The sequence below is a fragment of the Stenotrophomonas sp. SI-NJAU-1 genome, from assembly GCF_020883215.1.
In the GTDB taxonomy this organism is placed as follows: domain Bacteria; phylum Pseudomonadota; class Gammaproteobacteria; order Xanthomonadales; family Xanthomonadaceae; genus Stenotrophomonas; species Stenotrophomonas indicatrix.
Genome location: NZ_CP086598.1, coordinates 456,603 through 483,446, shown reverse-complemented (window position 1 = coordinate 483,446; position 26,844 = coordinate 456,603). Strand labels below are relative to the sequence as shown.

General features: G+C 65.7%; 27 protein-coding genes. 12 read left to right on the top strand and 15 right to left on the bottom strand.

The genetic code is table 11. The features are described 5' to 3' along the window. Positions 1-385: 385 nt before the first annotated feature. A complete protein-coding gene (gene cycA / locus LMF57_RS02165; protein WP_229290657.1) occupies positions 386-1,759 on the bottom strand; it encodes a D-serine/D-alanine/glycine transporter in 1,374 nt (457 codons plus the stop codon). A 229-nt stretch (positions 1,760-1,988) separates the two neighbouring features. On the opposite strand from cycA, the gene LMF57_RS02160 reads away from it, so the two are divergent. Beyond that, positions 1,989-3,608, top strand: coding sequence for an EAL domain-containing protein (locus LMF57_RS02160; RefSeq protein WP_208082099.1), 1,620 nt, complete (start codon positions 1,989-1,991; stop codon positions 3,606-3,608). Positions 3,609-3,809: 201 nt separating this feature from the next. On the opposite strand, the gene LMF57_RS02155 is transcribed toward LMF57_RS02160, so the two are convergent. Together LMF57_RS02155 and LMF57_RS02150 are read right to left on the bottom strand one after the other, a co-directional pair. Continuing rightward, positions 3,810-4,994 carry an MFS transporter gene (locus tag LMF57_RS02155; RefSeq protein ID WP_229290656.1) on the bottom strand — a complete coding sequence of 395 codons (1,185 nt, stop codon included), beginning with the start codon at positions 4,992-4,994 and terminating at the stop codon, positions 3,810-3,812. After that, complete coding sequence (locus tag LMF57_RS02150; protein WP_229290655.1) at positions 4,991-6,169, bottom strand: serine hydrolase domain-containing protein; 1,179 nt, start codon at positions 6,167-6,169, stop codon at positions 4,991-4,993. Before LMF57_RS02150 ends, LMF57_RS02155 begins: the two co-directional genes overlap by 4 nt. Positions 6,170-6,398: 229 nt before the next feature. Here LMF57_RS02150 and LMF57_RS02145 point away from each other — a divergent pair, with 229 nt between their 5' ends. Further along, positions 6,399-7,298: a LysR family transcriptional regulator gene (locus LMF57_RS02145; protein WP_229290653.1), complete on the top strand. Its 900-nt coding sequence runs from the start codon at positions 6,399-6,401 to the stop codon at positions 7,296-7,298. 166 nt (positions 7,299-7,464) lie between these two features. Beyond that, positions 7,465-9,072, top strand: coding sequence for an ATP-binding cassette domain-containing protein (locus LMF57_RS02140; RefSeq protein ID WP_229290652.1), 1,608 nt, complete (start codon positions 7,465-7,467; stop codon positions 9,070-9,072). Positions 9,073-9,197: 125 nt separating this feature from the next. Here LMF57_RS02140 and LMF57_RS02135 read toward each other — a convergent pair whose 3' ends face one another. Further along, entirely contained in the window at positions 9,198-10,523 is a 1,326-nt protein-coding gene (locus LMF57_RS02135) for a GTP-binding protein (protein WP_229290650.1), read from the bottom strand. Positions 10,524-10,592: 69 nt separating this feature from the next. Between LMF57_RS02135 and LMF57_RS02130 the strand changes: the two genes are divergently transcribed. Next, positions 10,593-10,970, top strand: a complete 378-nt coding sequence (locus LMF57_RS02130; protein WP_117309405.1) for a MerC domain-containing protein — start codon at positions 10,593-10,595, stop codon at positions 10,968-10,970. A gap of 76 nt (positions 10,971-11,046) precedes the next feature. On the opposite strand, the gene LMF57_RS02125 is transcribed toward LMF57_RS02130, so the two are convergent. Continuing rightward, positions 11,047-11,331, bottom strand: a complete 285-nt coding sequence (locus LMF57_RS02125) for a metal-sensing transcriptional repressor (RefSeq protein WP_229290648.1) — start codon at positions 11,329-11,331, stop codon at positions 11,047-11,049. Between the two features lie 50 nt (positions 11,332-11,381). Between LMF57_RS02125 and dmeF the strand changes: the two genes are divergently transcribed. Then, positions 11,382-12,359 carry a CDF family Co(II)/Ni(II) efflux transporter DmeF gene (gene dmeF, locus LMF57_RS02120; protein WP_229290647.1) on the top strand — a complete coding sequence of 326 codons (978 nt, stop codon included), beginning with the start codon at positions 11,382-11,384 and terminating at the stop codon, positions 12,357-12,359. 83 nt (positions 12,360-12,442) lie between these two features. Here the strand turns inward: dmeF and LMF57_RS02115 are convergent, their stop codons facing one another. Beyond that, a complete protein-coding gene (locus LMF57_RS02115; protein ID WP_208082091.1) occupies positions 12,443-12,661 on the bottom strand; it encodes a hypothetical protein in 219 nt (72 codons plus the stop codon). A 90-nt stretch (positions 12,662-12,751) separates the two neighbouring features. Between LMF57_RS02115 and LMF57_RS02110 the strand changes: the two genes are divergently transcribed. The 3 genes from LMF57_RS02110 (at position 12,752) to LMF57_RS02100 (ending at position 14,487) form a co-directional block, all read left to right on the top strand. After that, positions 12,752-13,168 (top strand): hypothetical protein, encoded by a 417-nt coding sequence (locus LMF57_RS02110; protein WP_229290646.1) that lies wholly within the window; start codon positions 12,752-12,754, stop codon positions 13,166-13,168. Between the two features lie 75 nt (positions 13,169-13,243). Beyond that, positions 13,244-13,567 (top strand): hypothetical protein, encoded by a 324-nt coding sequence (locus tag LMF57_RS02105; RefSeq protein ID WP_229290645.1) that lies wholly within the window; start codon positions 13,244-13,246, stop codon positions 13,565-13,567. A 44-nt stretch (positions 13,568-13,611) separates the two neighbouring features. Next, on the top strand, positions 13,612-14,487 hold the full coding sequence (locus LMF57_RS02100; protein ID WP_205420723.1) for an MnmC family methyltransferase: 876 nt from the start codon (positions 13,612-13,614) through the stop codon (positions 14,485-14,487). 3 nt (positions 14,488-14,490) lie between these two features. Here the strand turns inward: LMF57_RS02100 and LMF57_RS02095 are convergent, their stop codons facing one another. From LMF57_RS02095 to LMF57_RS02085, 3 genes are all read right to left on the bottom strand, one after another. Continuing rightward, positions 14,491-15,459 (bottom strand): polysaccharide deacetylase family protein, encoded by a 969-nt coding sequence (locus LMF57_RS02095; RefSeq protein WP_229290643.1) that lies wholly within the window; start codon positions 15,457-15,459, stop codon positions 14,491-14,493. A gap of 88 nt (positions 15,460-15,547) precedes the next feature. Next, on the bottom strand, positions 15,548-16,093 hold the full coding sequence (locus LMF57_RS02090; RefSeq protein WP_117309397.1) for an RNA 2'-phosphotransferase: 546 nt from the start codon (positions 16,091-16,093) through the stop codon (positions 15,548-15,550). A 56-nt stretch (positions 16,094-16,149) separates the two neighbouring features. Next, complete coding sequence (locus LMF57_RS02085) at positions 16,150-16,794, bottom strand: hypothetical protein (RefSeq protein WP_117309396.1); 645 nt, start codon at positions 16,792-16,794, stop codon at positions 16,150-16,152. A 142-nt stretch (positions 16,795-16,936) separates the two neighbouring features. On the opposite strand from LMF57_RS02085, the gene LMF57_RS02080 reads away from it, so the two are divergent. Continuing rightward, complete coding sequence (locus LMF57_RS02080; RefSeq protein ID WP_229290641.1) at positions 16,937-17,605, top strand: hypothetical protein; 669 nt, start codon at positions 16,937-16,939, stop codon at positions 17,603-17,605. Between the two features lie 3 nt (positions 17,606-17,608). Here LMF57_RS02080 and LMF57_RS02075 read toward each other — a convergent pair whose 3' ends face one another. The 5 genes from LMF57_RS02075 to LMF57_RS02055 all read right to left on the bottom strand — a co-directional run bounded on the left by LMF57_RS02075 (position 17,609) and on the right by LMF57_RS02055 (position 22,480). Then, the gene (locus LMF57_RS02075) at positions 17,609-17,779 is read right to left on the bottom strand and encodes a hypothetical protein (protein WP_093820944.1); all 171 of its coding nucleotides are present in this window, start codon (positions 17,777-17,779) and stop codon (positions 17,609-17,611) included. A 24-nt stretch (positions 17,780-17,803) separates the two neighbouring features. After that, a complete protein-coding gene (locus tag LMF57_RS02070; protein ID WP_229290640.1) occupies positions 17,804-18,616 on the bottom strand; it encodes an alpha/beta hydrolase in 813 nt (270 codons plus the stop codon). A gap of 192 nt (positions 18,617-18,808) precedes the next feature. After that, positions 18,809-19,957 carry a YncE family protein gene (locus LMF57_RS02065; protein WP_229290639.1) on the bottom strand — a complete coding sequence of 383 codons (1,149 nt, stop codon included), beginning with the start codon at positions 19,955-19,957 and terminating at the stop codon, positions 18,809-18,811. Between the two features lie 386 nt (positions 19,958-20,343). After that, positions 20,344-21,768 (bottom strand): GAD-like domain-containing protein, encoded by a 1,425-nt coding sequence (locus tag LMF57_RS02060; protein WP_229290638.1) that lies wholly within the window; start codon positions 21,766-21,768, stop codon positions 20,344-20,346. 10 nt (positions 21,769-21,778) lie between these two features. Then, positions 21,779-22,480 (bottom strand): Imm52 family immunity protein, encoded by a 702-nt coding sequence (locus LMF57_RS02055; protein WP_229290637.1) that lies wholly within the window; start codon positions 22,478-22,480, stop codon positions 21,779-21,781. A gap of 376 nt (positions 22,481-22,856) precedes the next feature. Here LMF57_RS02055 and LMF57_RS02050 point away from each other — a divergent pair, with 376 nt between their 5' ends. The 3 genes from LMF57_RS02050 to LMF57_RS02040 all read left to right on the top strand — a co-directional run bounded on the left by LMF57_RS02050 (position 22,857) and on the right by LMF57_RS02040 (position 25,113). Beyond that, positions 22,857-23,078 (top strand): hypothetical protein, encoded by a 222-nt coding sequence (locus LMF57_RS02050; RefSeq protein ID WP_229290636.1) that lies wholly within the window; start codon positions 22,857-22,859, stop codon positions 23,076-23,078. 478 nt (positions 23,079-23,556) lie between these two features. Further along, positions 23,557-23,925 (top strand): hypothetical protein, encoded by a 369-nt coding sequence (locus LMF57_RS02045; RefSeq protein WP_229290635.1) that lies wholly within the window; start codon positions 23,557-23,559, stop codon positions 23,923-23,925. A gap of 396 nt (positions 23,926-24,321) precedes the next feature. Next, positions 24,322-25,113 (top strand): HNH endonuclease signature motif containing protein, encoded by a 792-nt coding sequence (locus LMF57_RS02040; RefSeq protein ID WP_229290634.1) that lies wholly within the window; start codon positions 24,322-24,324, stop codon positions 25,111-25,113. A gap of 60 nt (positions 25,114-25,173) precedes the next feature. On the opposite strand, the gene LMF57_RS02035 is transcribed toward LMF57_RS02040, so the two are convergent. Further along, the gene (locus LMF57_RS02035; RefSeq protein ID WP_229290632.1) at positions 25,174-26,841 is read right to left on the bottom strand and encodes an NERD domain-containing protein; all 1,668 of its coding nucleotides are present in this window, start codon (positions 26,839-26,841) and stop codon (positions 25,174-25,176) included. Between the last annotated feature and the right edge of the window lie 3 nt (positions 26,842-26,844).

Here is a 26,844-nt window from a genome sequence, read left to right as displayed (position 1 = left end):
CTGGTGGGTGTCGACCTTGGTCGACACGTGTAGATCCACGCCATGCGTGGATGGGACTCACCGGGGCCTTTGGATCTGTTGGCGAGGGTTTCTGACTACTGCGCCATCTCCCGCGGCGGCTGAAGGATGTCGACCACGCGGCTGTTGGTGGGTGTCGACCTTGGTCGACACGTGTAGATCCACGCCATGCGTGGATGGGACTCACCGGGGCCGTTGGATCTGTTGGCGAGGGTCTTGCTGACTACTGCGCCATCTCCCGCGGCGGCTGAAGGATGTCGACCACGCAGCTGTTGGTGGGTGTCGACCTTGGTCGACACGTAGATCCACGCCATGCGTGGATGGGACTCACCGGGACCGTTGGATCTGTTGGCGAGGATCTTCCTGACTACCGCGCCATCTTCCGCCGCAGCCAATAGCCGGCGCCCAGCAGCACGAACCACGCTGGGCTGGCCATCAGGGCCTGGCGGGTGTCGGCCTGCAGGCTCAGCAGCACCAGCACGGCGGCGAAGAACAGCAGGCAGCCCCAGCACATCGCCACGCCGCCGGGCATCTTGAAGATCGAGGCCGCGTGGCGCTCGGGATAGCGGCGGCGGTAGACCATGTAGGCCACCAGGATCAGCGACCAGACGAAGATGAACAACACCGTCGCCAGGGTCGTCACCAGGGTGAAGGCGGTCACCAGGTTGGGGATCAGGTAGATCAGCAGGGTGCCGCCCAGCAGGCACAGGCAGGAAAACAGCAGGCCCCGTGCCGGTACCGCTGCGCGCGAGAGCTTGGACAGGCCACGTGGCGCATGGCCTTCCTCGGCCAGGCCGTACAGCATGCGGCTGGTGGAGAAGATGCCGCTGTTGGCCGAGGACGTGGCCGAGGTCAGCACCACGAAGTTGATCAGGCTGGCGGCGGCGGGAATGCCGGCCAGCACGAACAGCTGCACGAACGGGCTCTTGTCCGGCACCACTTGGCGCCACGGGGTGACCGCCATGATCGCGATCAGCGCCAGCACGTAGAAGATGATGATGCGCACGGGAATCGAGTTGATCGCCTTGGGCAGGTTGCGCTCGGGGTCAGCCGTTTCCGCAGCGGTGGTACCCACCAGTTCGATGCCGACGAAAGCGAATACCGCGATCTGGAAACCGGCGAAGAAGCCCACCAGGCCCATCGGGAACATGCCGCCGTCATTCCACAGGTTCGACAGCGATGCGGTGTGGCCGCTGGGCGAGGTGAAGCCCCAGGCCACCAGCCCGGCACCGGTGATGATCAGCGCGCAGATCGCCACGATCTTGATCAGCGCGAACCAGAACTCCATTTCGCCGAACAGCTTCACCGTCACCAGGTTCAACGACAACAGCAGCATCACGCAGGCCAGCGCCGGTTTCCACGCTTCCAGCCCCGGGAACCAGAACTGCGCATAGGCAGCGATGGCGATCACGTCGGCGATGGCGGTGACGATCCAGCAGAACCAGTACGTCCATCCGCAGAAGAACCCGGCCCATGGGCCAAGCAGATCGGTGGAGAAATCGATGAAGGATTTGTACTGCAGGTTGGACAGCAGCAGCTCGCCCATCGCCCGCATCACGAAGAACAGCATCGCGCCGATGATCAGGTAGACGAAGACGATGGATGGGCCGGCCAGGCTGATGGTCTTGCCCGAGCCCATGAACAGGCCGGTGCCGATGGCACCGCCGATGGCGATCAGTTGCAGGTGGCGGTTGGACAGGCTGCGGCGCAGGTGCTCGGGGGACGTGGCGGGCTCGGTCATGGACGCGGGAAAGGGGCGGGCGAAGCGTTCGACGTTAGTCCTCCCGCTGCCACAACGCCAGCGCCGGACGGCTCAGACCCGTCAACAACTGTCACTTTCCCCACAATGTGACCCGTTACCGCCTTTCTCCCATTCCGCCCAGCCCGGCGCCGTGTTCATATACCGCCATCGTCCAAGGACCGGCCCCGCCCATGTGTCCAACCCTGCACACTTCTCTCGAGTCCCGGTCATGAGCCGACTGCGGGTCATCATCGGCGGCACCGTCCTGGCCGTGCTGGCCGCTGCCGTGCCGATCGCGGTCATGGTCTACGCCACCTGGGACCGTGCCGTAAGCGTCGAGCAACAGCGGCTGCATGCCATCGCCGAGCGCAGCCTGCGCCGCGCCGAAGTCTCCTACCAGGAAGCGCTGGCGGCATTGAAGTCGGCCGAGGCCACGGTGCTGCCGCCCTGCGGGGCTGAACACATCCAGCGCATGCAGACCCTGGTGATGACCACGCCGTCGTCGGACCAGATGGGCTACTTCGAGGGCGGCAAGCTGCGCTGCACGTCGTGGGGGCCGTTCCAGCAGGATGTGGACCAGCCCACGCCGGACCACGTCACCAGCGATGGGGCCGGCATCACCGTCAACGTGCGCCCCGAGGCCGCCGGCCGGCGGCCGATGCTGTCCATGATGTACGGGTCCCACGACGTGCTGGTCGACCCTCGGCGCTTCGTCGACGTCATCGTCGATCCGGACGTGCGGCTGGCCTTGGCAAGTCCGGATGGACGGTTGCTGACCCACCAGGATGGCATGGACCCTGCCCTGCTGCAGCGCCTGCTGCGTGAGCCCGGCGAGGGCCTGGACCGCGACACCCTGTATGCCAGCGCGCGCAGCGGTGAATGGCTGGCGATCGCCACGGCGCCCCGCACCGCGCTGGCGGCCACGTTCCGGCAGCAGGCGTGGCTGTTCGTGCCATTGGGTCTGCTGATGGCTGCCGCCGCTGTCGGGTTGGTGATCTGGTTGTCACGGCGGCGGCTGTCGATGCGCGGCGAACTGGGCATCGCCATCCGCCGCCGCGAACTCTACCTGCACTACCAGCCGATCATCGAACTGGATACCGGCATCTGCGTCGGCGCCGAGGCGCTGGTGCGCTGGCAGCGCCCCGACGGTACCCAGGTGCGTCCGGACCTGTTCATTCCCCTGGCCGAAGAAGCCGGGATGATCGCCGCCATCACCGATCTGGTGATCGAGAACGTGGTTGCCGACATGCGTGAGCTGCTGGCCGAGGATCGCACTGCGCACATCGCGATCAATCTGGCCGCGGAGGACATCAGCAGCGGACGTGCGCTGAAGGTGATCTCCCAGCGCATGGCCGGCAGCGGCATCCTGCCGCAGCAGATCTGGCTGGAGGCCACCGAACATGGCTTCCTCGATATCGACCGTGCCCGCACCATGCTGGCCGCGGCGCGGCGCGCCGGCCACAGCGTGGCCATCGATGATTTCGGCGTCGGCTATTCCAGCCTGCAGTACCTGCAGCAGCTGCCGCTGGATGCACTGAAGATCGACAAGTCCTTCGTCGATGCGATCGGCACCGAAAGCGCGACCAGCCCGGTCACGCCGCACATCATCGGCATGGCCCGCGAGCTGGGCCTGTGGGTGGTGGCTGAAGGCGTGGAAACCGAAGCGCAGCTGGCCTACCTGCACAGCCAGCACGTGCAGTTCGGCCAGGGCTGGCTGTTCTCGCGGCCGTTGCCGCGCGATGAGTTCATCGCCTTCCACCGCAAGCGCCAGCAGCAGTACGGCGCGGCGCGGGAGCACATGCAGAATCCGCGCAGCGTGCCGTTCGAACGCGAGCAGGCGGGGGAGTAGCCGGCGAACGGCGCCGCCCCTCGTGGTGGGTCGCTAAGAGCGGTTCGTGGGCTGGCCGGGCGGAACAGATCTCTGCGGCGTTCCACCACGTAAAAGAGAAGAGAAAAGCAATAGCGGGTCGCTGCGCTCGCGCGCGCTGTTGAGCTTCGGCTGGGGTAGTGCCGGCCGCTGGCCGGCAACCCCGTCATCCTCGATCGACGCCTACGCCCAGGCCTTCGGCCGCGCCCACACCCACAGGCCGCACACCACCAGCAGCAGCAACGGCAGCCAGGCCAGGTGCTGGGCGCCGCTGGCCTGCAGCATCAGGCCGCCGCCCACGCCGCCGGCGGCGATGGCCAGGTTCCAGCCGGTCACCAGCATCGACTGCGCCAGGTCGGCGGCGGCACCGGCGCGGCGGGCCAGGGCGGTCTGGAACAGGGTGGGTACGGCACCGAACGCGACGCCCCACAGGATCGTCACCAGCAGCAGCACGCCCGGTACGCCTGGCCACAGCAGCAGCGAAGCCACCGCCATCACGAAGCCGATCACGCTGGCCCACACCAGCGCGCGCAGGTGGCGGTCCACGCCCCAGCCGGCGATGGCGATGCCCACGATCGCGGCGACGCCGAATGCCAGCAGCAGCCGGTCCAGCCAGGCCCCGGCGCCGGCCTGCACTGCCAACGGCTCGATGTAGGTGTACAGCACGTTGTGCGCCAGCACGTACAGCACCATCACCAGCAGCGTGCTGCGGATGCCGGGCATGCGCCAGACCGAGCCCAGCGACATGCGCCGGCCTGCACCGGCCGCCGGCAACGCGGGCAGCGCCCATCGGGCGTAGCCGAGCAGCAGCACCGCCAGCACGCTCATCAACGCGAACGCCCAGCGCCACCCGATCTGCTGGCCCAGCAAGGTGCCGGCCGGCACCCCCAGCGACAGCGCCAGCGGCGAGCCGATCATCGCTACCGCAATCGCCCTTCCCTGCAGCTCCGGCACCACCATGCGCGCGGCATAGCCGGCCACCAGCGACCACAGCAGGCCCGCGCCCACACCCGCCAGGAAGCGCGCCACCAGGGTCAGCACGTAGTCGTGGCTCAGCGCGGTCACCGTGTTGACCACCATGAAGCCGGCAATCGCCGCCAGCAGCAGCGGACGGCGCGGCAGGCGCTGGGTCAGCGCGGTCATCGGCAATGCAGCCAGCACCGAGCCCAGTGCATACACGCTCACCAGCTGCCCTGCGGCCGCATCGCTGACGCCGAGGCTCTCGCCCATCGGCCGCAGCACGCCCGCTGGCAGCGTTTCGGTCAGCAGGGTGATGAAGCCACCACCGGCCAGTGCCAGCAGCCCGCGCCACGGCAGGCGCGTTGCTTCACCCGCCGGAGCCGCTGCATCAATAGCGTGGCCGCTCATCGCACCGTCTCCAGATCGGCGTACACCGCATCGCGCAGTTCATCGACAAACGCGCCATGCATGCCTTCGTACAGCGTGTTGGTCAGCGCGACCACGCTCAGGCCACGCGCCGGGTCCACGAACCAGCTGTGGCCGTAAGCACCGCCCCACCGCCATGTCCCTGCGGTCTGCGGTGTACCACTGGCCGCTGCATCACGCAGCACCGCAAAGCCGAGGCCGAAGCCCCAACCCGGCGGATCAACCGGTCCCAGCTCGCCGACCTGTGGTGTTCCCATCTGCGCCGCCAGCCGTTCCGGCAGCAGTTGCGAGGCGCGCACATCGCGCAACGCTTCCAGCACCGCCATCACCTCATCGGCGCTGCCCACCAGCCCCGCGCCTGACGACGGGTAGCGGTGTGGATCGGTCGCCCGCGCCACGCTGTATTCGATGCCCACCGAGCCCTCGAACGCAGGCACCATCTCGCCCTCCCGCAACCGATGCGGCTGCGGCAGGTCACTGACATACGGCGTGGCCAGACGAGCGCTCTCGGCGGTGGCGAACGCGGTGTCGCGCAGGCCCAGCGGTTGCGCCAACAGCCGGTCGAACAACACCTGCAACCTTTCGCCGGTGGCCGCTTCAGCCACGGCGCCCGCTACATCCACGCCCAGCGAGTACAGCCACTGGCTGCCCGGCGCGAACAACAGCGGCGCCTGCGCGATGCGCTGCACGTTCTGCTGCAGCGTCACCGGGTTCGCGTCCATGCCATCGCTCACACCCGCCTGCGCATAAGGCCCCTGAGCATCGGCTTCCAGGAAGCGGTAGCCGAGCCCACTGCTGTGGCTAAGCAGCTGGCGCAGGCTGATCGGCGGGCGGCTGCCATCGGCCAGTGCCGGGCGGAACGCCGGCAACCAGCGCTGCACCGGCGCGTCCAGGTCCAGCACCCCGTCTGCTACCAGGCGCAGGATCACCGTGGTCAGCAGCGGTTTGCTCACCGAGGCCAGCCGGAACAGGTGGTCGCGGCGCATCGGCGTGTTCGATTCACGGTCGGCCAGGCCACTGGCGCTGGCGTGGCGCAGCACGCCGTGCTCGCGCACCAGTACCACCGCACCGACCAGGCGCTGCGGATGCACGGCCCGCAGTAGCGCGTTCACCGCAGGCAGTGCCGGTGCGGTATCAACAGGAAGGGCGAGTGTCATCGGGGCGATCCGTGGGGAGAGGCCCGCCACGGTAGGCAGCTCCGGCGCCGGCAAAAAGCGGGGCGGGGCTCCGTGCATCATGGACCGCAAGGTCCGCAATCGGCATGATGCCCGGAACCACTGGGCCGCACCGCCCCGCCAGGCCCGCGCACCGCAGTGTTGCGCGGGCCACGTCAGCGGGCCGGACTGCCGCGCCCTACCCTGCCCACTTTCGCAGCGACCTTCCCCCATGTCTGTCCTCGACAACCTGGCCAACCTGCAGACCTTCGTCCACGCCGCGGACACCCGCAGCTTCGTCGACACCGGCCGCGTGCAGGGCATCTCCGCCTCGGCCGCCGGCAAGTGCGTGGCCCGGCTTGAACACGCACTCGGCGTGCGCCTGTTCCACCGCAGCACGCGCAGCATCACCCTCACGGCCGAGGGCCAGCTGTTCCTGGCACGCTGCCGCCGCATCCTCGACGAACGCGATGCCGCACGCACCGAACTGGCCCAGCAACATGCGACCCCCAGCGGCACCCTGCGCATCAGCCTGCCGCTGGTGGGCGACCTGACCTTGCCGTTGATGGCCGAGTTCATGGCGGCCTACCCGGACATCCGGCTGGAGCTGGATTTCTGCGATCGCCTGGTCGATGTCATCGAGGAAGGCTTCGACGCCGTGCTGCGCGTTGGCGAGCCCAGCGATTCACGCCTCACCGCACGCCGCCTCGGTGTTTTCCCCCGCCGCGTGGTTGCATCGCCGGCGTACCTGCAACGGCATGGCGTTCCACGCACGCCGGCCGACCTGCTGCAGCACCGCCTGCTGCACTACCGCTTCCCCAGCACCGGCAAGCTCGAGCCATGGCCGATCCTCTGGCCCGAAGGCGAAACGGCACAGGATCTGCCCGTGCACCTGGTCGCCAACACCATCGAAGCACGGGTGGCACTGGCCCTGCGCGACGGGGGCCTGGCGTTCGTGCCGGTGCATTCGGTGCGCGATGCACTGGCCGATGGCCGGCTGGTCACCGTGCTCGATGAGCACGTGCATTCCTGCGGCACCTTCCACCTGCTGTGGCCCTCCGGCCGCCACGTGCTGCCGAAGCTGCGGGTGTTCATCGAATTCGTCGGCGCGCGGCTGGATACGGTGCCGTAAGCCCGCGCCACGGCCGCGACCATTCAGCTCACGGCGCTATACTGGCACCTCATTCCTGCAAGAGGCCCGCGACCAATGCGCCAGTGATGCCGCCGTCTTCGCACTAGACGGCCCGACTCTTCCCGCCCCTGCGCGCAGGGGAGAACCAGGCATCCATGGAGGTCGCATGACTTCGCATTCCCTCACGCTCGATCGCGTGTCGTATCGGCTGGCCGATGGCCGCCCGCTGTTTTCCGATCTGTCCTTTTCCTTCGAACCGGTGGCCACCGGGCTGGTCGGCGCCAATGGCGCCGGCAAGAGCGTGCTCGCGCGCCTGCTCGCCGGCCAACTGCCGCCCGACGATGGCCGCGTGCACCGCAGTGGCCAGGTGTTCCTGTTGCCTACGCCGGGCTATCCGCCGCGTGGCACGGTGGGTGAACTGGCCGGCGTCGGCGCCGAACTGGCGGCACTGGCACGCATCGAAGCAGGCAGCATCGATGAAGCGGATTTCGCCTGCGTGGGCGACCACTGGGACCTGCGCGAACGCCTGCAGCAGCAGTGGCAGGCGATGCAGCTGCCGGCCGACCTTGATCCGGCGCAGCCCGCCTCCCGGCTCAGTGGCGGCCAGGCGATGCAGGTGGCGCTGTCCGGTGCGTGGGCCAGCGGCGCGGACTGGCTGATCCTCGACGAGCCGAGCAATCATCTCGACGCCCGGCATCGCCACCAGCTGTACGCACAGCTGCGGCAGTGGCAGGGCGGCCTGCTGGTCATCAGCCACGACCGTAGCCTGCTCGCGCAGATGGCGCAGATCGTCGAACTGGACGCGCACGGCCTGCATCGTTACGGCGGACCGTGGCAGCACTATGCCGACACACGCGCCGCCGAACGCGAGGCCGCCGCCGCCCAGCTGGAGCACGCCCGTGCCCAGCACCGGCAGCAGCAACGCAGCGCGCGCGAACAGAACGAGCGCCAGCAGCAGCGGCAGGCCCGTGGCAACCGCGACGCGCGCGAGGCCAACCAGGCACCGATCCTGCTCGGTCGGCAGAAGCAGCGCGCCGAAGCCAGCCACGGCCGTGCGCAGCAGATCCAGAGTGATCGCCTGCAGGCCAGCGCGGCGCAGGTGCGCGCCGCCGCTGCGGCGGTACACGTGACGCCAGAACTGGCGTTGTTCAGTGGCGAAGGCGAGCGTGGCCAGGCCCGCCTGCTGCAGGCGCACGATCTGGTGCTGCCGCATGGCTGCAACGCGGCGCTGCGGCTGGAGATCCGGCGCGGCCAGCGCATCGCCGTCGTGGGCGACAACGGCAGCGGCAAGTCGACGCTGCTGCGCGTGCTGGCCGGGCAGCTGGCGGCACGCAGCGGTCAGGTGCAGCGGCATGCGCCGCTGGCCCTGCTCGATCAGCAACTGCTGGGGCTTGCAGGTGAACAGAGCATCCTCGATGCCGTGCGCGCTGCGAATCCCGCGGCCGATGCGGGTGATCTGCGTACGCGTCTTGCCCTGTTGGGCCTGGACGCGCAGCGCGTCCAACGCCCGGCCAGCAGCCTCAGCGATGGCGAGCGGGTGAAAGGGGCACTGGCCAGCGTGCTGTACGCCGACCCTGCCCCGCAGCTGCTGTTGCTGGACGAACCCGGCAACGCGCTGGACCTTGCCGCGCTGCAGGCGCTGGAAGAACTGCTGGCGGCGTGGCCGGGGGCGTTGCTGATGGTCAGCCATGACAGCCACCTGCTGCAGGCGTTGCGGCCAACGCAGGTGCTGCAGGTGGGGGACGCAGGTTGGCGGTGGCGCGATGCGTTGTAGGGCCGGGCACGTGTTCGGCTCCTGCAGGCATTCATCCACGCATGGCGTGGATCTACCGCCAGCCTGTCATCCACGCATGGCGTGGATCTACTACCAGCCTCTCATCCACGCGTGGCGCAGACGCATCAGCGCTTCCACACCGGGAATGCCTGCGGCATCTGCTGCCACAGCAGTGGCCCGGCCTGCAGCTCGGCATCGTTGAGCAGGCACGCATCCAGCGTGGCACGCACCACACGCTCGTCCATGTGCACGCCGATCACCACCAGTTCCTGCCGGCGGTCACCCCACAGCGGATGCCACAGGCGTGCCATCGCCGAGTGCGCGGCCGCGTCCGGGAATTCCCCTGCATCCGGCAGCGGCGCGCTCCAGCAGTCGGCCTGCTGCCGCGCCCAGCCCAGATCGCTGTAGGGCACCGGCGTTGGCGGCAGCAGCGGCGTGGTGTCCTCCTGGCCGGCCCGCACCCGCTCGCGCGCCGCATACCAGAAGCCCGCCGCCTGGGTACGTGTGGCCGCGCCCACACTGTTCAACTCACCCACCCAGTCCATGCGGTTGGCCAGCCAGAACCAGCCCTTGCTGCGGATCACCCCGGGCATGCCGTGCTGCAATGTGCGCGCGAAACGGGCGGGATGGAACGGCCGCCGTGAGCGATAGACGAAGCTGCCGATGCCGTACTCCTCGGTTTCCGGCGTGTGCTCGCCACGCAGTTCCTTCACCCAACCGGGGGCCTGCTGCGCGCGCTCGAAATCGAAGCGGCCGGTATCCAGCAGCTCGGCAAGCGGTACATCGCCGAAACTGGACAGCAGCAGCTTCGCGTCGCGGTTCAACCCGCGCAGCACGGCCAGCGTGTCCTGCAGCACTTCGTCGTCCACCTGGTCCACCTTGCTGACCACGATCACATCGGCGAATTCCACCTGCTCGCACAGCAGGTCGACCACGCCACGATCATCATCCGGCCCCGCCTGCTGGCCACGCTCGGCCAGGCGCAGTGTCGAACCGAAATCGGCCAGGAAGGCACTGCCATCCACCACCGTCACCATCGTGTCCAGCCGTGCGATATCGCTCAGGCTGAAGCCGTGTTCGTCGCGCACCGCGAAGGTGGCCGCCACCGGCATCGGCTCGCCGATCCCGGTCGATTCGATCAGCAGGTAGTCGTAGCGGCCGCTGTCGGCCAGGCGCCGCACCTCCTGCAGCAGATCGTCGCGCAGCGTGCAGCAGATGCAGCCGTTGCTGAACTCCACAAGCGTCTCTTCGGTGCGACGCAGCTCGGCGCCGCCATCGCGCACCAGCTGCGCATCAATGTTGACCTCGCTCATGTCGTTGACGATCACCGCCACCCGCAGGCCATCGCGGTTGCGCAGGATCTGGTTGAGCAGGGTGGTCTTGCCGGCACCGAGGAAGCCGGAAAGCACGGTGACCGGAAGGCGGCGGTCGGCGCTGGAAACAGTGTTCATGTCGGAGCGGGCTGGCTGCGGAGTAGAAGTGTTACTGTATAACAATTGTCGCGCAAGGAATCTCCCCGAATGAAGTCGCCCTCTGCCGCCCTGCTTGATGCCGGCGCCGTCGCCCTGTCCAGCCTGTGCCTGCTGCATTGCCTGGCGCTGCCCCTGCTGGCGGCCGCGCTGCCGCTGTTCGGCGTCTGGGCCGAAGCGGAGTGGGTGCACCTGGTCTTCGTGGCCATCGCGCTGCCAATCACCGGCTTGGCCCTGTGGCGCGCCGAACGCCGCCAACCGCTGCCTGCGCTGGCATGGCTGAGCGCGGGCCTGGGCCTGGCGCTGTTGATGGCCGGGGCGCTGGCACTGCCCTCGCACGCCTGGGAGACCCCGCTGACGGTCACCGGCAGCCTGCTGCTGGCCGCCACGCACCTGTGGAACGCGCAGCACCGGCACCGCAGAAGGTAGTGCCGGCCGCTGGCCGGCAACTGCAGGCTACGTCCGCAGGTCATGAGGTTGCCGGCCAGCGGCCGGCACTACCCAGCTATCTGCCGTAACGCCGCAGCAGTTCCACCAGTACCTCGGCTTCGGCCGCCCGTTGCGCCGGGTCGTCCGCGCCCACCACGTGTTCCTGCAGATGCTCGTGCAGCAGTTCCATCAGCAGGCTGTGGGCAGCGCCACGCACGGCCGCCACCTGCACCAGCACATCGGCGCAGTCGCCTGCCTCGCCCTCGGGCGTGTTCAATGCCTGTTCCAGCGCCGCCACCTGCCCGCCGATGCGGCGCACCCGGGTCAGCAGCTGCTTTCGATTTCCGTGTACATGGGCCATGGCGGGATCATATACCCTATGGGGGTATCCGCCCACACTTGACCGCCGCCATGCACCTGGACGCCCTCGCCGCCGCCCGCCGCCACGAGCACCGCTTCGACGACGGCAATCCGCTGGCCGAACGCAACACCCGCCGCGCGATGTGGCTCACCGTCGGCATGATGCTGGTGGAGATCGTCGGTGGCTGGTGGTTCAACTCCATGGCCGTGCTGGCCGACGGCTGGCACATGAGCTCGCACGCGCTGGCACTGGGCCTGTCGGTGTTCGCCTACCGCTGCGCACGGCGCTACGCGCACGATCCGCGCTTCGCCTTCGGCACCTGGAAGATCGAGATCCTGGCCGGCTATACCAGCGCCATCGCCCTGCTCGGCGTCGCCGCGCTGATGGCCGTGCAATCGCTGGAACGCCTGTGGGTGCCCGCGCCCATCCACTACAACGAAGCCATCGCCATCGCCGCGGTCGGCCTGGGTGTGAACCTGCTGTGCGCGTGGTGGCTGCACGACAGTCCGGGCCACGCCCATCATCACCATGGACACGGGCATGACCATGGCGATCATCATGGTCATCACCACGATCGCGGCCACGACCATTCCCACGGCCACGACCTCAACCTGCGTTCGGCCTACGTGCACGTGCTGGCCGACGCCGCCACCTCGGTGCTGGCCATCGTCGCCCTGCTGGGCGGCAAGCTGCTCGGCCTGACCTGGCTGGATCCGGTGATGGGCCTGGTCGGGGCGGTGCTGGTCACCGTATGGGCAATCGGCCTGCTGCGCGACAGCGGCCGCATCCTGCTTGACGCGCAGATGGATGCGCCGGTGGTGGCCGAGGTACGCGAAGTGATCGAGCAGGGTCCGTGGCCGGCACGCCTGGCCGACCTGCACGTGTGGCAGGTGGGGCGCGGCAGGTACGCCGTCGCCGCCAGCGTGGTCACCCGTGATGCCACGCTCGATCCGGATACCGTGCGCCAGGCGCTGGCGATCCACGAGGAACTGGTGCACATCACCGTGGAGATCCACCACAGCGCGTGACCCGCATCCGGTAGTGCCGGCCGCTGGCCGGCAACTGCAGAATGATTGCGGACACCATGCGGTCGCCGGCCAGCGGCCCGGCACTACCCCTGGCGCTTCAACATCATCCGCAGCAGGCACATCAGAAGCGGCAACGCGATCAGCACCGCACCGCCAAGACCGATCCACGGCCAGCGCTCGCGGCGCACGCGCGGAGCCACCGTCAGGCCAACGCCCGCCAGCCCTGCGGACTGCGCCGCCAAACCCACGGCGCCCCCTGACCAACTGGCCGTGCCGGACCACCGTGCCTTGCTCTGCGCCATCGGAAAACCCCTGTGTTCTTGCCGAATTTCTGTACGGGCCACGGCTGCGTGCTGCCTACACTGGCCGCACCTGCCCCGTCGGGACATCCCATGCGCGCGCTCCGCCTGCTGCTGCCCGGTGCCCTCCTGCTGCTGGTGGCCTGTTCCGGCGACACCCAGCTGCCGTTCTCCTCCGACCCGATGCTCGGCTGCTTCGCCACCAGCCCGCGCAAGTCCGCCGAGTTCCGCATCGAAAAGGAAGCAAGCCAGTACTTCGTCTCGTTCGAACGCGATGGCCACTGGCAGCGCGAACCCAATGCGCTGTACAAGGCCAGCCGCAGCGACATCCAGCAGTACTTCCGCGATGACGCCGACCAGATCGACAGTGCGCTGATCCGCATGGCTGGCGGCTTCGGCATCTTCCGCGTCAAGGACGGCGCCACGCTGAAGGCCCGGGCACGCGACAGCGACTACATGGCACTGCTGCTGATCGGGGCCGGGCCGGTGTACGCGGTGAAGTGCCCGTAGCGGCCACATTGCAATTCTTCCCATGGCCTCAGCGATGCCGCTGGCACACGCTGCCGGTTTCGAGGAGGGATTCCGATGACCGTTCTTCTGCTGCTGGCCGCAATCGTTGCAAAGACCCAGGGTGCTTACGACGAGGTGCGTGAGACCGCTGATGGCGACATCGTGCTGATGCGTACCTTCGACTGGGAGATCGAGGGCCAACGCGCCGAGCGCGTAACCGTGCACTGGCTGCTGCAGGAAGACGGCAGCATGCACTACGACTTCGACCGGCAACCACCCGCCACCCAGGATGTCCATCGCCGTTCGTGCGCGTTGCAGGGCATGCAGCCCTCACGAGGCGTCGGCCTGATCTCGGGAGAAGGAACCATCCACGGATTCAGCTGCACCGACCTGCGGTAGCGCCGCGCCCCTGCCCGGCTCGGCTGCACGGCGCCTGCGGTACCATGCCCTCCCCCGAGCCACCTACCCTACCCGCCGTGCCCCACTACTCCGGCCCCCTGCTGACCCGCGACAGCGCTGACACCCTGCGCCGTGCCCACGACAAGGGCGCCACCGCGTGGCGGGGCTCGCTCGATCTGGGCCGCAGCGAAGAAGGGGTACCGCTGGATGCCGAGGGTTTCACCTTCCGCGGCCAGCACTACCCGTGGCCGGGCAAGCTGAAGGACCGCACGCTGTACTACTGGGATGGCGAGGCGTTCGCCTCGATCTCCCGCTACAGCGGCTCGCTGATCAAGCTGGTGCCGACCGAGTGGGGCGCACCGACCTTCGAGATCGACGGCATCAAGATGCTGCCGACCGCCAAGCTGTCGCCGTTCGAGGACGCGCGCCGCAAGGTCGAGCTGGTTGCCCCGGCGGGCAAGAGCCTCCTCGATACCTGCGGTGGGCTTGGCTACTTCGCCGCCTGCGCACTGGAGGCCGGCGTCGGCCAGATCCGTTCGTTCGAAAAGAACGCCGACGTGATGTGGCTGCGCACGCTCAATCCGTGGTCGCCCGATCCTGACTCAACCGCGGCGGGCGGCCGCCTGCACTTCAGCCACGGCGACGTCTCGCAGCAGATCGAACAGGTCGCCAGCAACAGCGTCGATGCGATCCTGCACGACCCGCCGCGCTTCGGCATTGCCGGCGAACTGTACTCACAGGTGTTCTACGACCATCTCGCCCGCGTCATCCGCAAGGGCGGCCGCCTGTTCCACTACACCGGCGCGCCGAACAAGCTGACCAGCGGCCGCGACGTGCCGCGCGAAGTGGCCAAGCGCCTGGAAAAGGCCGGCTTCAAGGCAGAGCTGGCGCTCGATGGCGTGCTGGCCGTCAAGCGCTGAGGCTCACTCGCCGTCCACCTTGGCCAGCTTCATCACCCACTTCGGCACTACCGGCTCGCCGGCATAGAAGTCCTTGGGCTTGTTTTCGGCCATCGCCCAGCGGTGCAGCCAGCTCGGCCCATAGCGACCGCTGTAGCCCTCGGCGCCGCGCGCATAGGCGGGGTCGCGCACAGCTTCTTCCAGCGACACGAAGCGATAGCCACGGCGCCTGGTGGCCGCCACCAGCTCGGCGAACGTCGCCGCGTTGAGTTCGTTGGCATGCATCAGCCACACCTGCGGCACCGCATAGCCCAGCAGCGCCTGCGACTGCTTCTCGTAGTAATCCACCTTGTTCAGCATGTACGGCACATAGCCCTTGCGCAGGCTCGCCAGCGTCGCCTCGCGCTGCGGTGAATCGGGCTGCTCGTTCATCACGTTGGCATAGGCGAAGGCCCACACCCACTCACCGTTGTCGACCGTCACCGGCGCAACGCGGTAGCCGTGCTGCTTGAAGAACACGTCCATCGCCACGCGGTCTTCCGGCGTACGGCCCGCGCGCAGATACGGGTGACGCATCCATTGCGGCGTCTGCCCACGCTCGGCCAGCAGTGGCCGCAGCACCTGCTCACCGCGCAGGAAGTCCTGCTGGAACGCCGGCACGCCTTTGGCGTTGAGGTCCATGTGCGACCAGGTGTGGTTGCCGAGTTCGTAGCCGGCGTCCAACCAGTCGCGCAGCATCTGCACGCGCGCCGGCTGCACCCGGCCATCCACTTCCAGCTTGTTTTCGTTGACGAAGCCCACCACCGGAACATCGGCCTGGCGCAGCTGCGCCATCAGCGCGGCATGGCGTGCCTGCAGATCGACCGGCACGATCTCATCCAGGCGCGCCCACGGCAGATCATCGATGGTCACCGCGATGCGGCGATCGACTTCGGCAGCGTGGACGGTCAATGACAACAACAGCAACGGCAATGCACGCAGGAACAGATGCATCGGTACATCCATGGGACCAGGATGCAGCGACTGTAACGCGATTGGGCCTTGCCGCCGAGTGTGGACTCGGCCGCAGCGCCAGAGCGGGTCAGTCGGCGATGTACTGCGGTGGCACGTGGTCGGTCAACCAGACACCATTGGCCGAGCGGTGGAATACGTGCCCATCGGCATGCATGCGACCTGCGTGCACGCTGAGGATCACCGGCGCACCGCGGCGAGCACCGACCTGGTGGGCCGTCTCCCGGTCCAGTGACAGATGCACGTGATGGCGCTCGCCCGCACGCAGGCCCTGCTCGCGGATCGAGCCGACGAAGCGCGGCACCGTGCCGTGGTACAGCCACTGCGGCGGCGCCACCGGCACCAGTCCAAGATCGACCGCGACCGAATGCCCCTGGTTTGCGCGGATACGCTGGCCATCATCGCTCAGTGCAAAGCGTTGCTTGTTGCAGCTCGCCACGATGTGCTGCAGTCCGCCACGGTCGAGCGCCTGCCCGTGTGCAGCCAGCTTCTGCAGCAGTTCGTCGACATTGGCCCAGCCTTGGCCGTCCAGGGTCAACCCGATTTTCCCGGGTTCATGGCGCAGCACCAGGCTGAGGAACTTGCTGGTCTGCTTGGTTGAAGTTTCCGTGTTCATCCGCATAGCGTGCCGCAGAAGCGCCGGTCGATGCCAGTCAGCGGCCCGCGCTGGCGTCAGAACCGGGTCAGCCGCGACGTGGTGCGCCACAACCACAGACCGATGACCATGCCCGCCAGCAGCACTGCGCACAGCGCGATGGCCAGCCCATCAGGCAGGTGCGGCGGCATCAGGTCGGCCTTGGCAAACAGCTGCAGCAACCATCGCCGCGTCGAAAGCGGAGCCTGATGACCCTCCGGCAGCTGATCGGTCATGCAAGCGGCAGGCAGCGCGGTGATGACCCCCGCCCAAACGTGTTCGTACAGCCGCAGCATCGCACTGGCCAGCAGCAGCGCCGCCGCGTGCAGGGCAGACAGGCACCAAGCACTGCAGCGCAGCGATGCATCCACATGGCGCAGCCAGTGCACGCAGACCGACAGCGTACCCAGCAGCGCGAGCAGCAGCGTTGCCATCGGTATCCAGCACAGCGGCTGCCAGTCGTCCAGCGCGCCCGCACGCGCCAGCAGATGCTCGGCCACGTGCAGGCGCGCGGCCGGATCGGCGCCACCGCAGGACAACGTCAGTGGCTCCAGCAGCAGGTCCACGCGGTGGTGAAAGTAGCCCGCAGCCAGGCCGACCGAGAGCAGTGCCACCAGCTGCAGCAGGAACAGCATCAGGCCAGCGCCGAAGAAGCGCCCAAGGCGGGCAGTGAAAGCGGTCACGGCATATTCCCCAGCAAGTGGACGCGCATGCTAGCCAAGCGGATGCTCGCTGTCGGCTGGCAGATGCGACATCACCTTGGGCGATGCGCGATCATGTCCCCTCCCTTCAGGAGAGTTGGCGATGGTGGGGTTGTATCTGCTCGTGCGTATGCTGCTTCCGGCCCTGCTGGGCGGGGCAGTTGCGGTGCTTGGCGCACGCGTGATCAATGCGCGGCTGGCCCGCCTTCCGCCGCGCGTGATTGCGCTGCCGGATGACAGCCTGCTGCCCAGCCCCGCCGCACAGCGACGCTATCGCCGCCTGCGTCGCCGCAGACCGCATCTGCAGAGCTTCACCGCGCCACCCAAGGTACCGCGCAGCTGGGTCCTGCTCGCGGCGATGGCGTTCATCGGCACGGTGGGCGTAACGGTCTACCTGATGCCCGACGGCCCACGCTTCCAGGTCATGGTCGAGAGCACCCTGGGTTATCCCTCCACCGTCATCGAGGTCCGGGCGCCGGCAGAGCAGCAGCTGCGCCTGCTGGACGCCTGTGCACCGGTGCTGCAGCAGACTGCCCGCCCCATCACCATGCGCTACCGCAGAACCCGCACCGGCAATCCGGTGGACGTGCACGGTGTGCTGCCGGTGCAGGTGCGCCGCAGGGGCACACTGCTGCAGGTGGCCACGGCGCAACCGGTGGATGCGGTCGTGCTGCGTGATGCCCTGCGCGCATGCAGCGCATCGGCCGACGTCACGCTGACCCTACAGCCGCGCAACGTCGCGCCATGGCGGGAATGGGGTTGGCAGCCATGGGCGGGCGCCGATGGCCGGTAACGCTTAACCCCGTGGCAGTTTCGCCGCCCACATGTTGTCCACCAGGTTCGGGTAGCGGCGCCCGTTCTCCTCTGCCCGCTGCCGCGCCGCCGCCTTCTGCGTCTCCGTCAGCGGCTGCGTCTTCTGGCCCTTCGGGTTGGGCTTCTTCCAGGGCGGGGTGCGGGCAGTGGGCATGTGCGGATGATGCCGTAGTGGGTGTTACTTCTTCAGGAATTCCAGCAACGCCAGATTGAAGTCATCGGCGTGGCTGGTGTTGCAGCCATGTGGCGCATTCTGCAGCACCACCACCTCGCTGCCGGCGATGGCCGCGTGCGTGCGCTTGCCTGAACCTTCGAACGGCACCGTCGCATCGCTGTCGCCGTGCAGCACCAGCGTCGGTACGGTCACTTTCTTCAGGTCCGCACGGAAGTCGGTGGTGGCAAACGCCTTCATGCACCCCAGCGCGGCCGTCTGGTCGGACTGGTGGGCAAGCGCGATGGCGGCCTGGCGCTCGTTCTCGGTAACCATCAGCTTGCCGTCGGCACTGAAGAAATCGCGGGTAAAGCCATCAAAGAACGACTCCCGGTCCTTCTCCAGTCCCTGGCGCATCTCATCGGCCTTTTCCTGGCTCAGCGGCCCTTCGGGATTGTCCGCGCCCTTCAACAGGTACGGCGGTACGGCCGCAGCGAACACCACGCTGTGCAGGCGGTCTTCACCATGGTTGGCGATGTAGCGGGCCACTTCGCCGCCGCCCATCGAGAAGCCGACCAGGGTGACATCGCGCAGGTCGCGTTCGTCGATCAGGGCGGCCAGGTCTGCGGCAAGGGTGTCGTAGTCATAACCATCGGCGGGCTTGTCCGAGCGGCCGAAGCCACGACGGTCATAGCTGATCACGCGGTAACCGGCATCGCGCAGCAGCGGCACCTGTGCCTTCCAGGATTCGGCCGACAGCGGCCAGCCGTGGATCAGGATGACCGGGCGGCCGGTGCCGCCGGTGTCTTCAATGTGCAGTCGGACGGAGGAGGTAGGCATGGGGGCTCCCGGGGAGAAAGAGGCCCCAGCCTAGGCACTCGCAGCGGAGCCGCCCGTGATGGAATCGGCCCACGCCATGACATCGCGTACACGGGCGGCACCCCGCACTACGGTGCCCACCGGCGACTGCGAGCCCCGTGGGTCGGCTACGGCCAGCCGGGACGGATGCCCCGGTGGCCATTCCTCCTGCCCTTACAGCTGGATCCGCGCCACGCTCTCGTCAGCGTCCTTTGCATCCTTCTCGCCGTTCTTGATGCTCACGAACAACACGTTGTTCTTCGCATCCAGCGCCAGACTGTTCGGATGGGTCGGCACCGGGTAGGTGGCCACCTTCTGGTAGCTGTCACTGTTGTAGGCCGTCACCGTGCCCGCTTCGCGGTTGGTCACGTACAGGCGCTTGCGCGGTGCATCCAGCAGGATGCCCAGCGGGCCGGCATCGGTGGGGATGCTGGCCAGTTCCTTGCCGTTGCTGCGGTCGAGCACCAGCACGCGCTGGCCCGGGTGCTTGCTGACCAAGCCGCTGCTCTTGGCCTGGTAGCCACGCAGCATTTCCGAGCCTTGGTCGGTCACGAACAGGCGCTTGCCGGCCGGGTCCAGCGCGATGTTCATCGGCTGCTCGGCGGCGATCTTGTGCTGGGCCTCCACCTTGTGCGAATCGGTGCCGACCACCACCAGATCGGCCAGCAGGTTGCTGGTGTACACGCGCTTGTTGGCGGCATCCAGCGCCAGACCCGGCGCCTTGGCATTGCCCAGGCCCGGGATGGTGTTGATCACCTTCAACGTGGTGGTATCGACCACGAACAGCACGCTGCTCACATTCGGCTGGCTGCTGTGGCCGGTCACGTACAGGCGGTTGGCGGCGCTGTCGACCACCAGTTCGCGCAGGTCGTGGGTGTAGGCGGCCTTGCCGTCCTTGCCGGTCTTCTTCTCCATCAGCTGCACGGTGCCGATGGCCTTGTTCTGCGCGGTGTCGACCACGGTTACCGACAGGTCCACGGTGTTGCCCACGTACAGGCGGTCGTGGGCGTCATCCAGCACCACGCCGAACGCCTTGCGCTGCAGCGGAATGCGGGTTTCCACGGCCAACGTGGTCGGGTTCAGGCGCAGCACCTGGGCCGGGCCAGCGGCATCGCCGAAGCCGCCGGACGAGGCGACGAACACGGCGTTCTGTTTCGGGCTGTAAGCCAGCTCGTACAGGCCTTGGGCGATGGCCTGGCGCTGCACGGCGGTGGTGGCGCTGGCCGCAGCAGGCGCGTTATCGGCGAAGGCGGACGGCGCGCCGAGGCTGAGCGAGACAGCAAGAGCCAGGGCGGCCGAGCGAAGAGCGGAATGACGGAACATGCGAGCATCCTTGAAAGGGCACGGGAGGGTGTCCTGGCTCGCTGGGCCGTACGGAGACGGCCGTTCCGGCGTGTGCGCACGGAAAGGCTGGCTGGGTTGCGGGGGCAATGGTAGCAGGAGACAGAGATGTGGGGTGGGCCCACGTGCCGTGCGCCCGCGTCATCCCTGCGCAACGCCATGTGCACCCGCGTGGTGCCAGCGGTGGGGCGCTTCCGGTGCGCGAGAGGCCGAGTGGAATTCACGGCGCCCGCGCCCGGCTGAAGTTCTGTCCGTTACTGTCGGCTGGCACCAGGTGCTGCAACCACAACTAGCGGGCCTCCCACACGGAAGCGATGAATCTGTCCGACTTCTGGGATCGCCGCGAAGCGAATGTTCAGTGGCACGGGTCACCTATCCGGAGCGCGGGTAGTCAACACATCCCCGACCATGGGTCCATGTTCAATGGCACCGTCTTCTCCGCGCCGGTACGTGATGCCCGCCTTGCAGGCGCGCGGTGCCATATCCCAGACCCATCCCTTGAGTTGGCGATTGGCATTTTCAGGTGAATAGAGCGGCATGTTCATGCGCAACCCGTCATCCTCGCCCAGATCGAGCGTGCACATGACGGTTCCTTCACCCTCATCCTCTTCGTCGGGATCTGGATCGTCAACATGAGTGATGGTCGCAAGGAGGGGTTCGACATGTATCAACATCTGTAGCGCACGTGGCAAATTCGCGAATGGTGGTGCTGCGCGGCCATCGCTTGGCTCCTCCACGAAGGGGGCATCCAACGTAACGCGACGAAAATAGTATTCACTCCGCCCCATTACGTCGCGACCGCCGATGGCGGTTGCCATATCCTCCAACTCGCCGGTACGCAGCAGGAAGGTCGTTCCATCTGCGTGCATCGCCACCAGCTCATCATCATTGGCGTCACTGCCCAGCGAATCGTTGCGCAGGGTGACGTCGAGGGCGACGATGTCATCCCCCGCGGAATTCCTGGAGATCTCGTAGGAGCCGCTGTAAACACGCATCTCGGCGCGCTCGAACGTCTGGTGATCAATGCGCCAGAACAGCAAACGATACTGGCCGCTCGGCTGCAGTGCCAACAGCCGATGCCAGTCGATGTAGGAGGACAGATACAGGCCAGCGAGCCCCGGGCCTGTTGCAATGCCCTCGAACATGGAGCGATGCTCGGCCGGCAGCGCGTTGGCTACTGTCGTCGGCTCTTCGGCCTTCGGCGTAGGCGGATCAACGGCATCGCGAAGGCGGCGATGCATGTCGAGCGCATTGACTTTCGCAACCCGTAGCATCTGCATGGAAAGCAGCATCTGGTCGACTTCGTAGACTTCGCCGAAGGCCAGTGCTTCGCACTCTTCTCTTGCGGACCGAACCAACGCCGGTGAAATGAGCGATTCGAGTGCTTCTCGCTCGCAAAGGAATGTGTTGAAGAAGTCATCGAGACCCCACGCCAGATCGCCCGTCTTTTTCGACACGGGATCGATGTAAGCCACATCCTCGGCAGTTTCCGCCAGATTTCGGTAGTAGAGGAGTGTGCCGAAAGGCGTCAGCGCGATGGGAACGCGCCGTACGGTGTCAGGCGCCGAGACGATCCACCGATCAAGCACGGATTGCCATGGCCGGGGATCGATCAGGGCGAGTTGAAGATCGCCATAGAATCCGAGACCTTTTCGGCGCCACAGATCGAGGAGGCTGGCAGGAAGAACGCCCTCATAGGCGGAAACAAGCTCACGGGAAGCCGGCGCAACCTGCCGTGATGGAGGGTGCGTCTTGACGAAGCGATGTAGGGTGAGGCGGCGACGAAAGAGCATGCAAGTACCTTTAGAACGTTGAATCAGTGACGGCCAGCAAGCCCAGGTCATTCATCTCCATTTCGACTTCGTTGGCGCGCTGGATGTGTTCCTTGTTTGAAAGATCAAACGCCTCATCAACGGACACCACGATGGAGCCGCCAGGTGCAGGCAGAACGTCTGCGGCCAGAGGGAGCTGCTGCCGGCTCACCGCCTGGCGCACGTACGCCATCCAGCCGACGCACTGCCGATGCGGGAACGTAGCGTACGTGGTCTTGTAGAACTGAAACTCACCATCCACCTTTTCGTAGATGTCAGCAAAGGCAAACGTCGTTCCCGACTCTCCCTCAAGCACTGAAAGCAAGGTCTCCGCAACCAACCGGGTCGGGTTGGCGTGCAACTGATCTGGTCGATACAAGGAAATGGTCATGTACCCCATTGCGGGAATGTAGTCGATTTCGATCAGCCCTGGCCGGCGCTTGGTTCCGTTGTCGTTGACCACGGACGCAGTGAATGACGTTGACCCCATTCGATCGGCACGCTCCCGCAGCCTGTCCACAACGGCGTCCTCATCCTCGAATGGAATGAGCGTCTGCTTGGGTGTGTTTTCCCCGCAGAACCACTGGTTGTCACCGGGGATGCGCCGTAGCGTTGCCAACAGTTGACGGTAAGCGCTACGAAAGTCGGTCTCGTCTCGTCGACCGATATTGACGCGGAGGATCGTGAGTATCATGCGTGGACAACCTGAAGGGTGCAGGGGGCCCTGGACGCAGACAACCGGTGGCGGAACGCCGGATGAGGCCCTCTAAAGACCTCAGCTTCGATGAAATTCCATTGCAATGTGCCTTGCGGCGTGGCGGTGTTGATGACCGACATCTGGCGTCCAGCCTCCTCAATCATGCCCGGAAAGACGAATCGACTTGGGAACCCCCGTGGGCAACGATCTTTTCATCTAATGAATCTTGCCAGATGAATGAAGGGGAAGAAGACGCTCTGATTTCAACCCCGGCAGTTGCACTCGATGGACCGTTTCACCTCGTTTGGCCAGCTGAATCCAACGTCATGAGACGAAGGCGCGTCATTCTCCCCCACCCTACGGGAGGATGACCATGACCAGGATCGATGCCGTGTGGCTGGAAGCCTTCGACACAGAGCTTCTCCACCTGTTTGCCATCGACCATGGCGATGCCGGCATAGATGAGTACCTGCTGGGCTGCTACGCAGACCTGCCGCCGCGCGAGGCGGCACTGGCGTTCGGCAACGACTACGATCTGGAGCGCGACGATGCGCTGTGGCCACGGCCGGGATCGGCGCCGCAAAGCGAGCGGTGACGCATTCGCCACTCTTTGCATCGCGGCCCTGATAGCGAGGTGTCGCAATTGGAACAGCACCCCACCGAAACCGTGCAGCGTGATGCCCATACGAGCGGCGGCTTAACATCGCTCGAAAGCCCTGCGCCGCAGGAGATGTGCCGCTTCCGTGCTATGCGACAATGCCGTAAGCGTCAGCATTTGCAGCCTCAGTAGTCGGTGACTTCTTGGCATTCCGCACCAGTGCGGGTACACCTTGGCATGCCACCGAAAAAGGGTGGCGCGGGCGTCGAAAACCCGTTTTTTCAGAGTCAAGTGTTTACGCTTGTCAGCCGGCGTCACCTCTGCGTGGCGCCGGCTGGCAATCCGTTCGCGTTCCATGGCGGGCGGTGCGTGGGGGCCTTCGGGTCCGCCGACTGACTCTGATCGGTTTTCGAGCCACGCATCGTCCGCCGCCTCTATCGGTGGCGCTGCTGTCTGTCCTGTACGGAGCATTGCCATGAACGCATCGGAATTCCGTCCCCTGCACGCGCAGTACGATCCCGCCAATGCCGAGCCGGAGCGCGAACCGCCCGCCGATCCCAACGCCTTTGTCGCAACGCTGCGACGTATCGGGACGGGGGCGGCCTCAGATGGCCAGCCCTGGCCGGAGCGTCATCAACTGCCTGGGCGGTGCCTGCAGCTGGCAGATGCGGACTGTGCGCTAGCCGGTCTGCGCGTGGTGGCGGAACTGATGCTGGCTGCGGAGCGGACGCGGCAGAACGGCGCGCCCGAGGAGTACCTGGGAGACCGGGTGATGGAAGGGTTGAAGATGGCTTGTGTGGCGTTGACTGCGCAGGTGGCTGAGCGGTTGCGGGTGCCGGAGTAGCGCTGGCGGCTCGCAGCACCAATCGCAATGAGGAGCGCCGATGATGGAGCATCGCGGCCAACAGCGCTTCTCCGTTCGTCATCGGCCCCGTTCTAGCGTGAATGGTCGCAATGCCTGTACATCCCCGCGCGCCAAGTACGGCGCTGGATCTTCGAATTCACCGGGAGGTCTCCAGCACTGAGTTCGCAGATGTGCGCGCGTTCCGTCTAGCTTACTGCGGTCTACCTCTTGTCCGGCCTACGCCTGCAGGACAAGAAACTCTTGGGCGAGATACCTGAACATGTGAACCGCCCATTTCATCACGTCCTGCGGGTGGCGCTGACGGTACAACACATCTACGAGCCAGGCCATTAATGACGCCGCATGTCGTTTACGGCACACTTTCCCCGAGACATCATGAACGGTCAGGGGGACGGTGTGATTGGATGGACCGAGGAGGAGCTGGCCGCCGCTGTTGAGGCCTATCGTGGCATGGAAGAGCGTCTTGCCAGCGGATCAGACATTGGTAAGGCCAAAGTCTATCGAGAACTGGCTACCCGATTTGGGCGCTCGGTCAAGGCGTGGGAGTACCGGATGCAGAACATCTCGCATGTACTGGATCAGGCTGGTGAACCCTGGTTACCGGGTCTCCGTCCCGCTGCCAACGTTGGGACGAAGGTTGAGCTGCAGCTGGCGAAGCTGCTAGCGGTCTCTGGTGATGCGACTACATTCGTGGCCGACCCCACGAGAGATTTGTTGCAAAGGACGGCCAGGGATGTCGAAGTTGCAGGTGAATTCGCTCCAGCGGATGAGGCCGACGAACGGCGCCGGGTAGTCGCCGCGATCATACGGCGACGTGGCCAACCAGCGTTCCGCAGTTCTCTGTTGGCCGCGTATGGCAGTCGCTGCGCAATGACAGGTTGTGATGTGGCGGATGCGCTCGAGGCGGCCCATATTCGGCCTTACTCTGGCCAATCCAGTAACGTCGTTAGCAACGGGCTATTGCTGCGCGCTGACGTCCACACGCTGTTTGATCTATATCTCATTTCGGTAGATCCCGCCTCACTCCGGATGTGTCTGGCCCCCGAGTTGCAACGCTCGAGCTATGGCGAGCTTGAGGGCAAAGCTCTAGCTGCCCCGGCGTCGGTATGCCACACCGCTAACCCGGACTGTCTGGCTTGGCATCATTCGCAGTGCTCGTGGGCTTAGGGGCAGGCCCTTCAGTGGCTTGAGAGGCCAGAACTGCAACATGCGCATGGCGTACCGGCCTCAACTTGACCGAACCTTCCCCAGCTTTTTTTCGAAGTACGCGAATGACTGTTCGTCGGATACAAGTATCACCAGACGTGTCCTTGCCCTCGTGCACGCAACGTAAAGATCTTCTAACGTGAAGTATCTTTCACCTACTTCCGGCGAAATAGCATCCACGACAACCACGCAGTCGGCCTCAATTCCCTTGAACGCCTTGACCGTGGAGAAAAGTGCCTTCCGGGGATGCTGAAGCTCTCCTATATCCTCAGTCAAGCTGATACCGTGGCCGATCCAACTACCAGACATCGCCGAATCTTCCATCACTCTCGGGCTAAGGATAGCAACGCTGTTATTGGAACTTTCCTTCCACTCCTTTGCGAACTGGAAAGCGCGATTGGCCATTTGCTGCTTTCCGATCTTCTCTACGACAACCGCAACTCCTTCTGGCATGCCGGGCATCGACGCAACTTCACTTCCGACACAGGCATTCGTCGCCTTGTTGATAGCCACGGTATTCCGGCAATTGTGCGACAGCCTGTACAAGACATCCGCATCAACATGCTCTTCCGCATTCCGCTTGTACAAATCCTGCTGCATATCCATAAATGCCGCCCACCCTCCCTTGTTCTTCTTGAAGGTCTGAAGGGCAATAAGCTGATCCTCACTGAGATCTTGCGCTTCGTCCACGATCACGGCATCGAACTTTTCATCGTCGTTCCATGCCGAAACCTGATCAAATACTGCATTCGGAAGTGTCGTTCGGAAGAACTCGCTTAGAGACCCATTCCCTCTCGTAACACCTGGGCAGGTCTTGCCAAAAAAGCTATCGACACTCTGGATATTCTCCTTGAGGCCTGGATTCTTTATCCGCAATGATTCAGCTAGGTTTTTGTTGTAACAGGCGTAAAACCCTCTCCCGCCAGCATCGATTACCGACTGCAGATGCCACATGGCCAGAATGGTCTTCCCGGAACCGGCGGGTCCAGCCACAGCGACGGAAGGCAACTCAAATAGCCCCTTCAGGGCGCTGAACTGCTGGTGGGTCAAGCGCTCGATGGCATCCTTGTCTTCGCTTACCTCCTTGGCGCCATCGGCAGGCACGATACGGAACTCCGAGCTGGTCAGCACCTTCGCCGCGGTTTCTTGTACGCCTACGGTGAAGTTCTCGCCAATGCCCTCGCTTCCCTTGGCAAGCAAGGCGCTCTTGACCTTAGCCTGAAGCCGCCCCATGTCTTGCCTCGTGGCTAGCGTAGTGGCGTCAACCAAACCCGGCACGACGTTGGCGTGGCCATTGGGATAAATCACTAGCCAACCAAACAAGCCAGGGAACGAGTCCTTCCATCCGTTGGCATCACAAAGTAGGCGCTTGAGCTCATGTGCATTCGAAGTTGCTTGCTCCACCGGCGAACGCCCAAGGTCCAGCCATCGCCCAGCTTCAAGGCGTTGCCAACCCGACTCGGTCACCCTTATCTCGCGCGAGCCTTTCACCTCAACAATTAGCATGCCGAGGTTAGGTACCAGGACGACGACGTCAGCCTCCCCGTCCATGACTGGGCCATTTCCCCTGCGTTTGGCCCACCGAACACCGGGTATAACTAACCAATCTGCCGGAGCCTGCTCCTTTAAGGCGACTACGACTTCCTTCTCGGCGAAATTCAAGGGCAACTTGCCAAATACCTTTGCCACTCG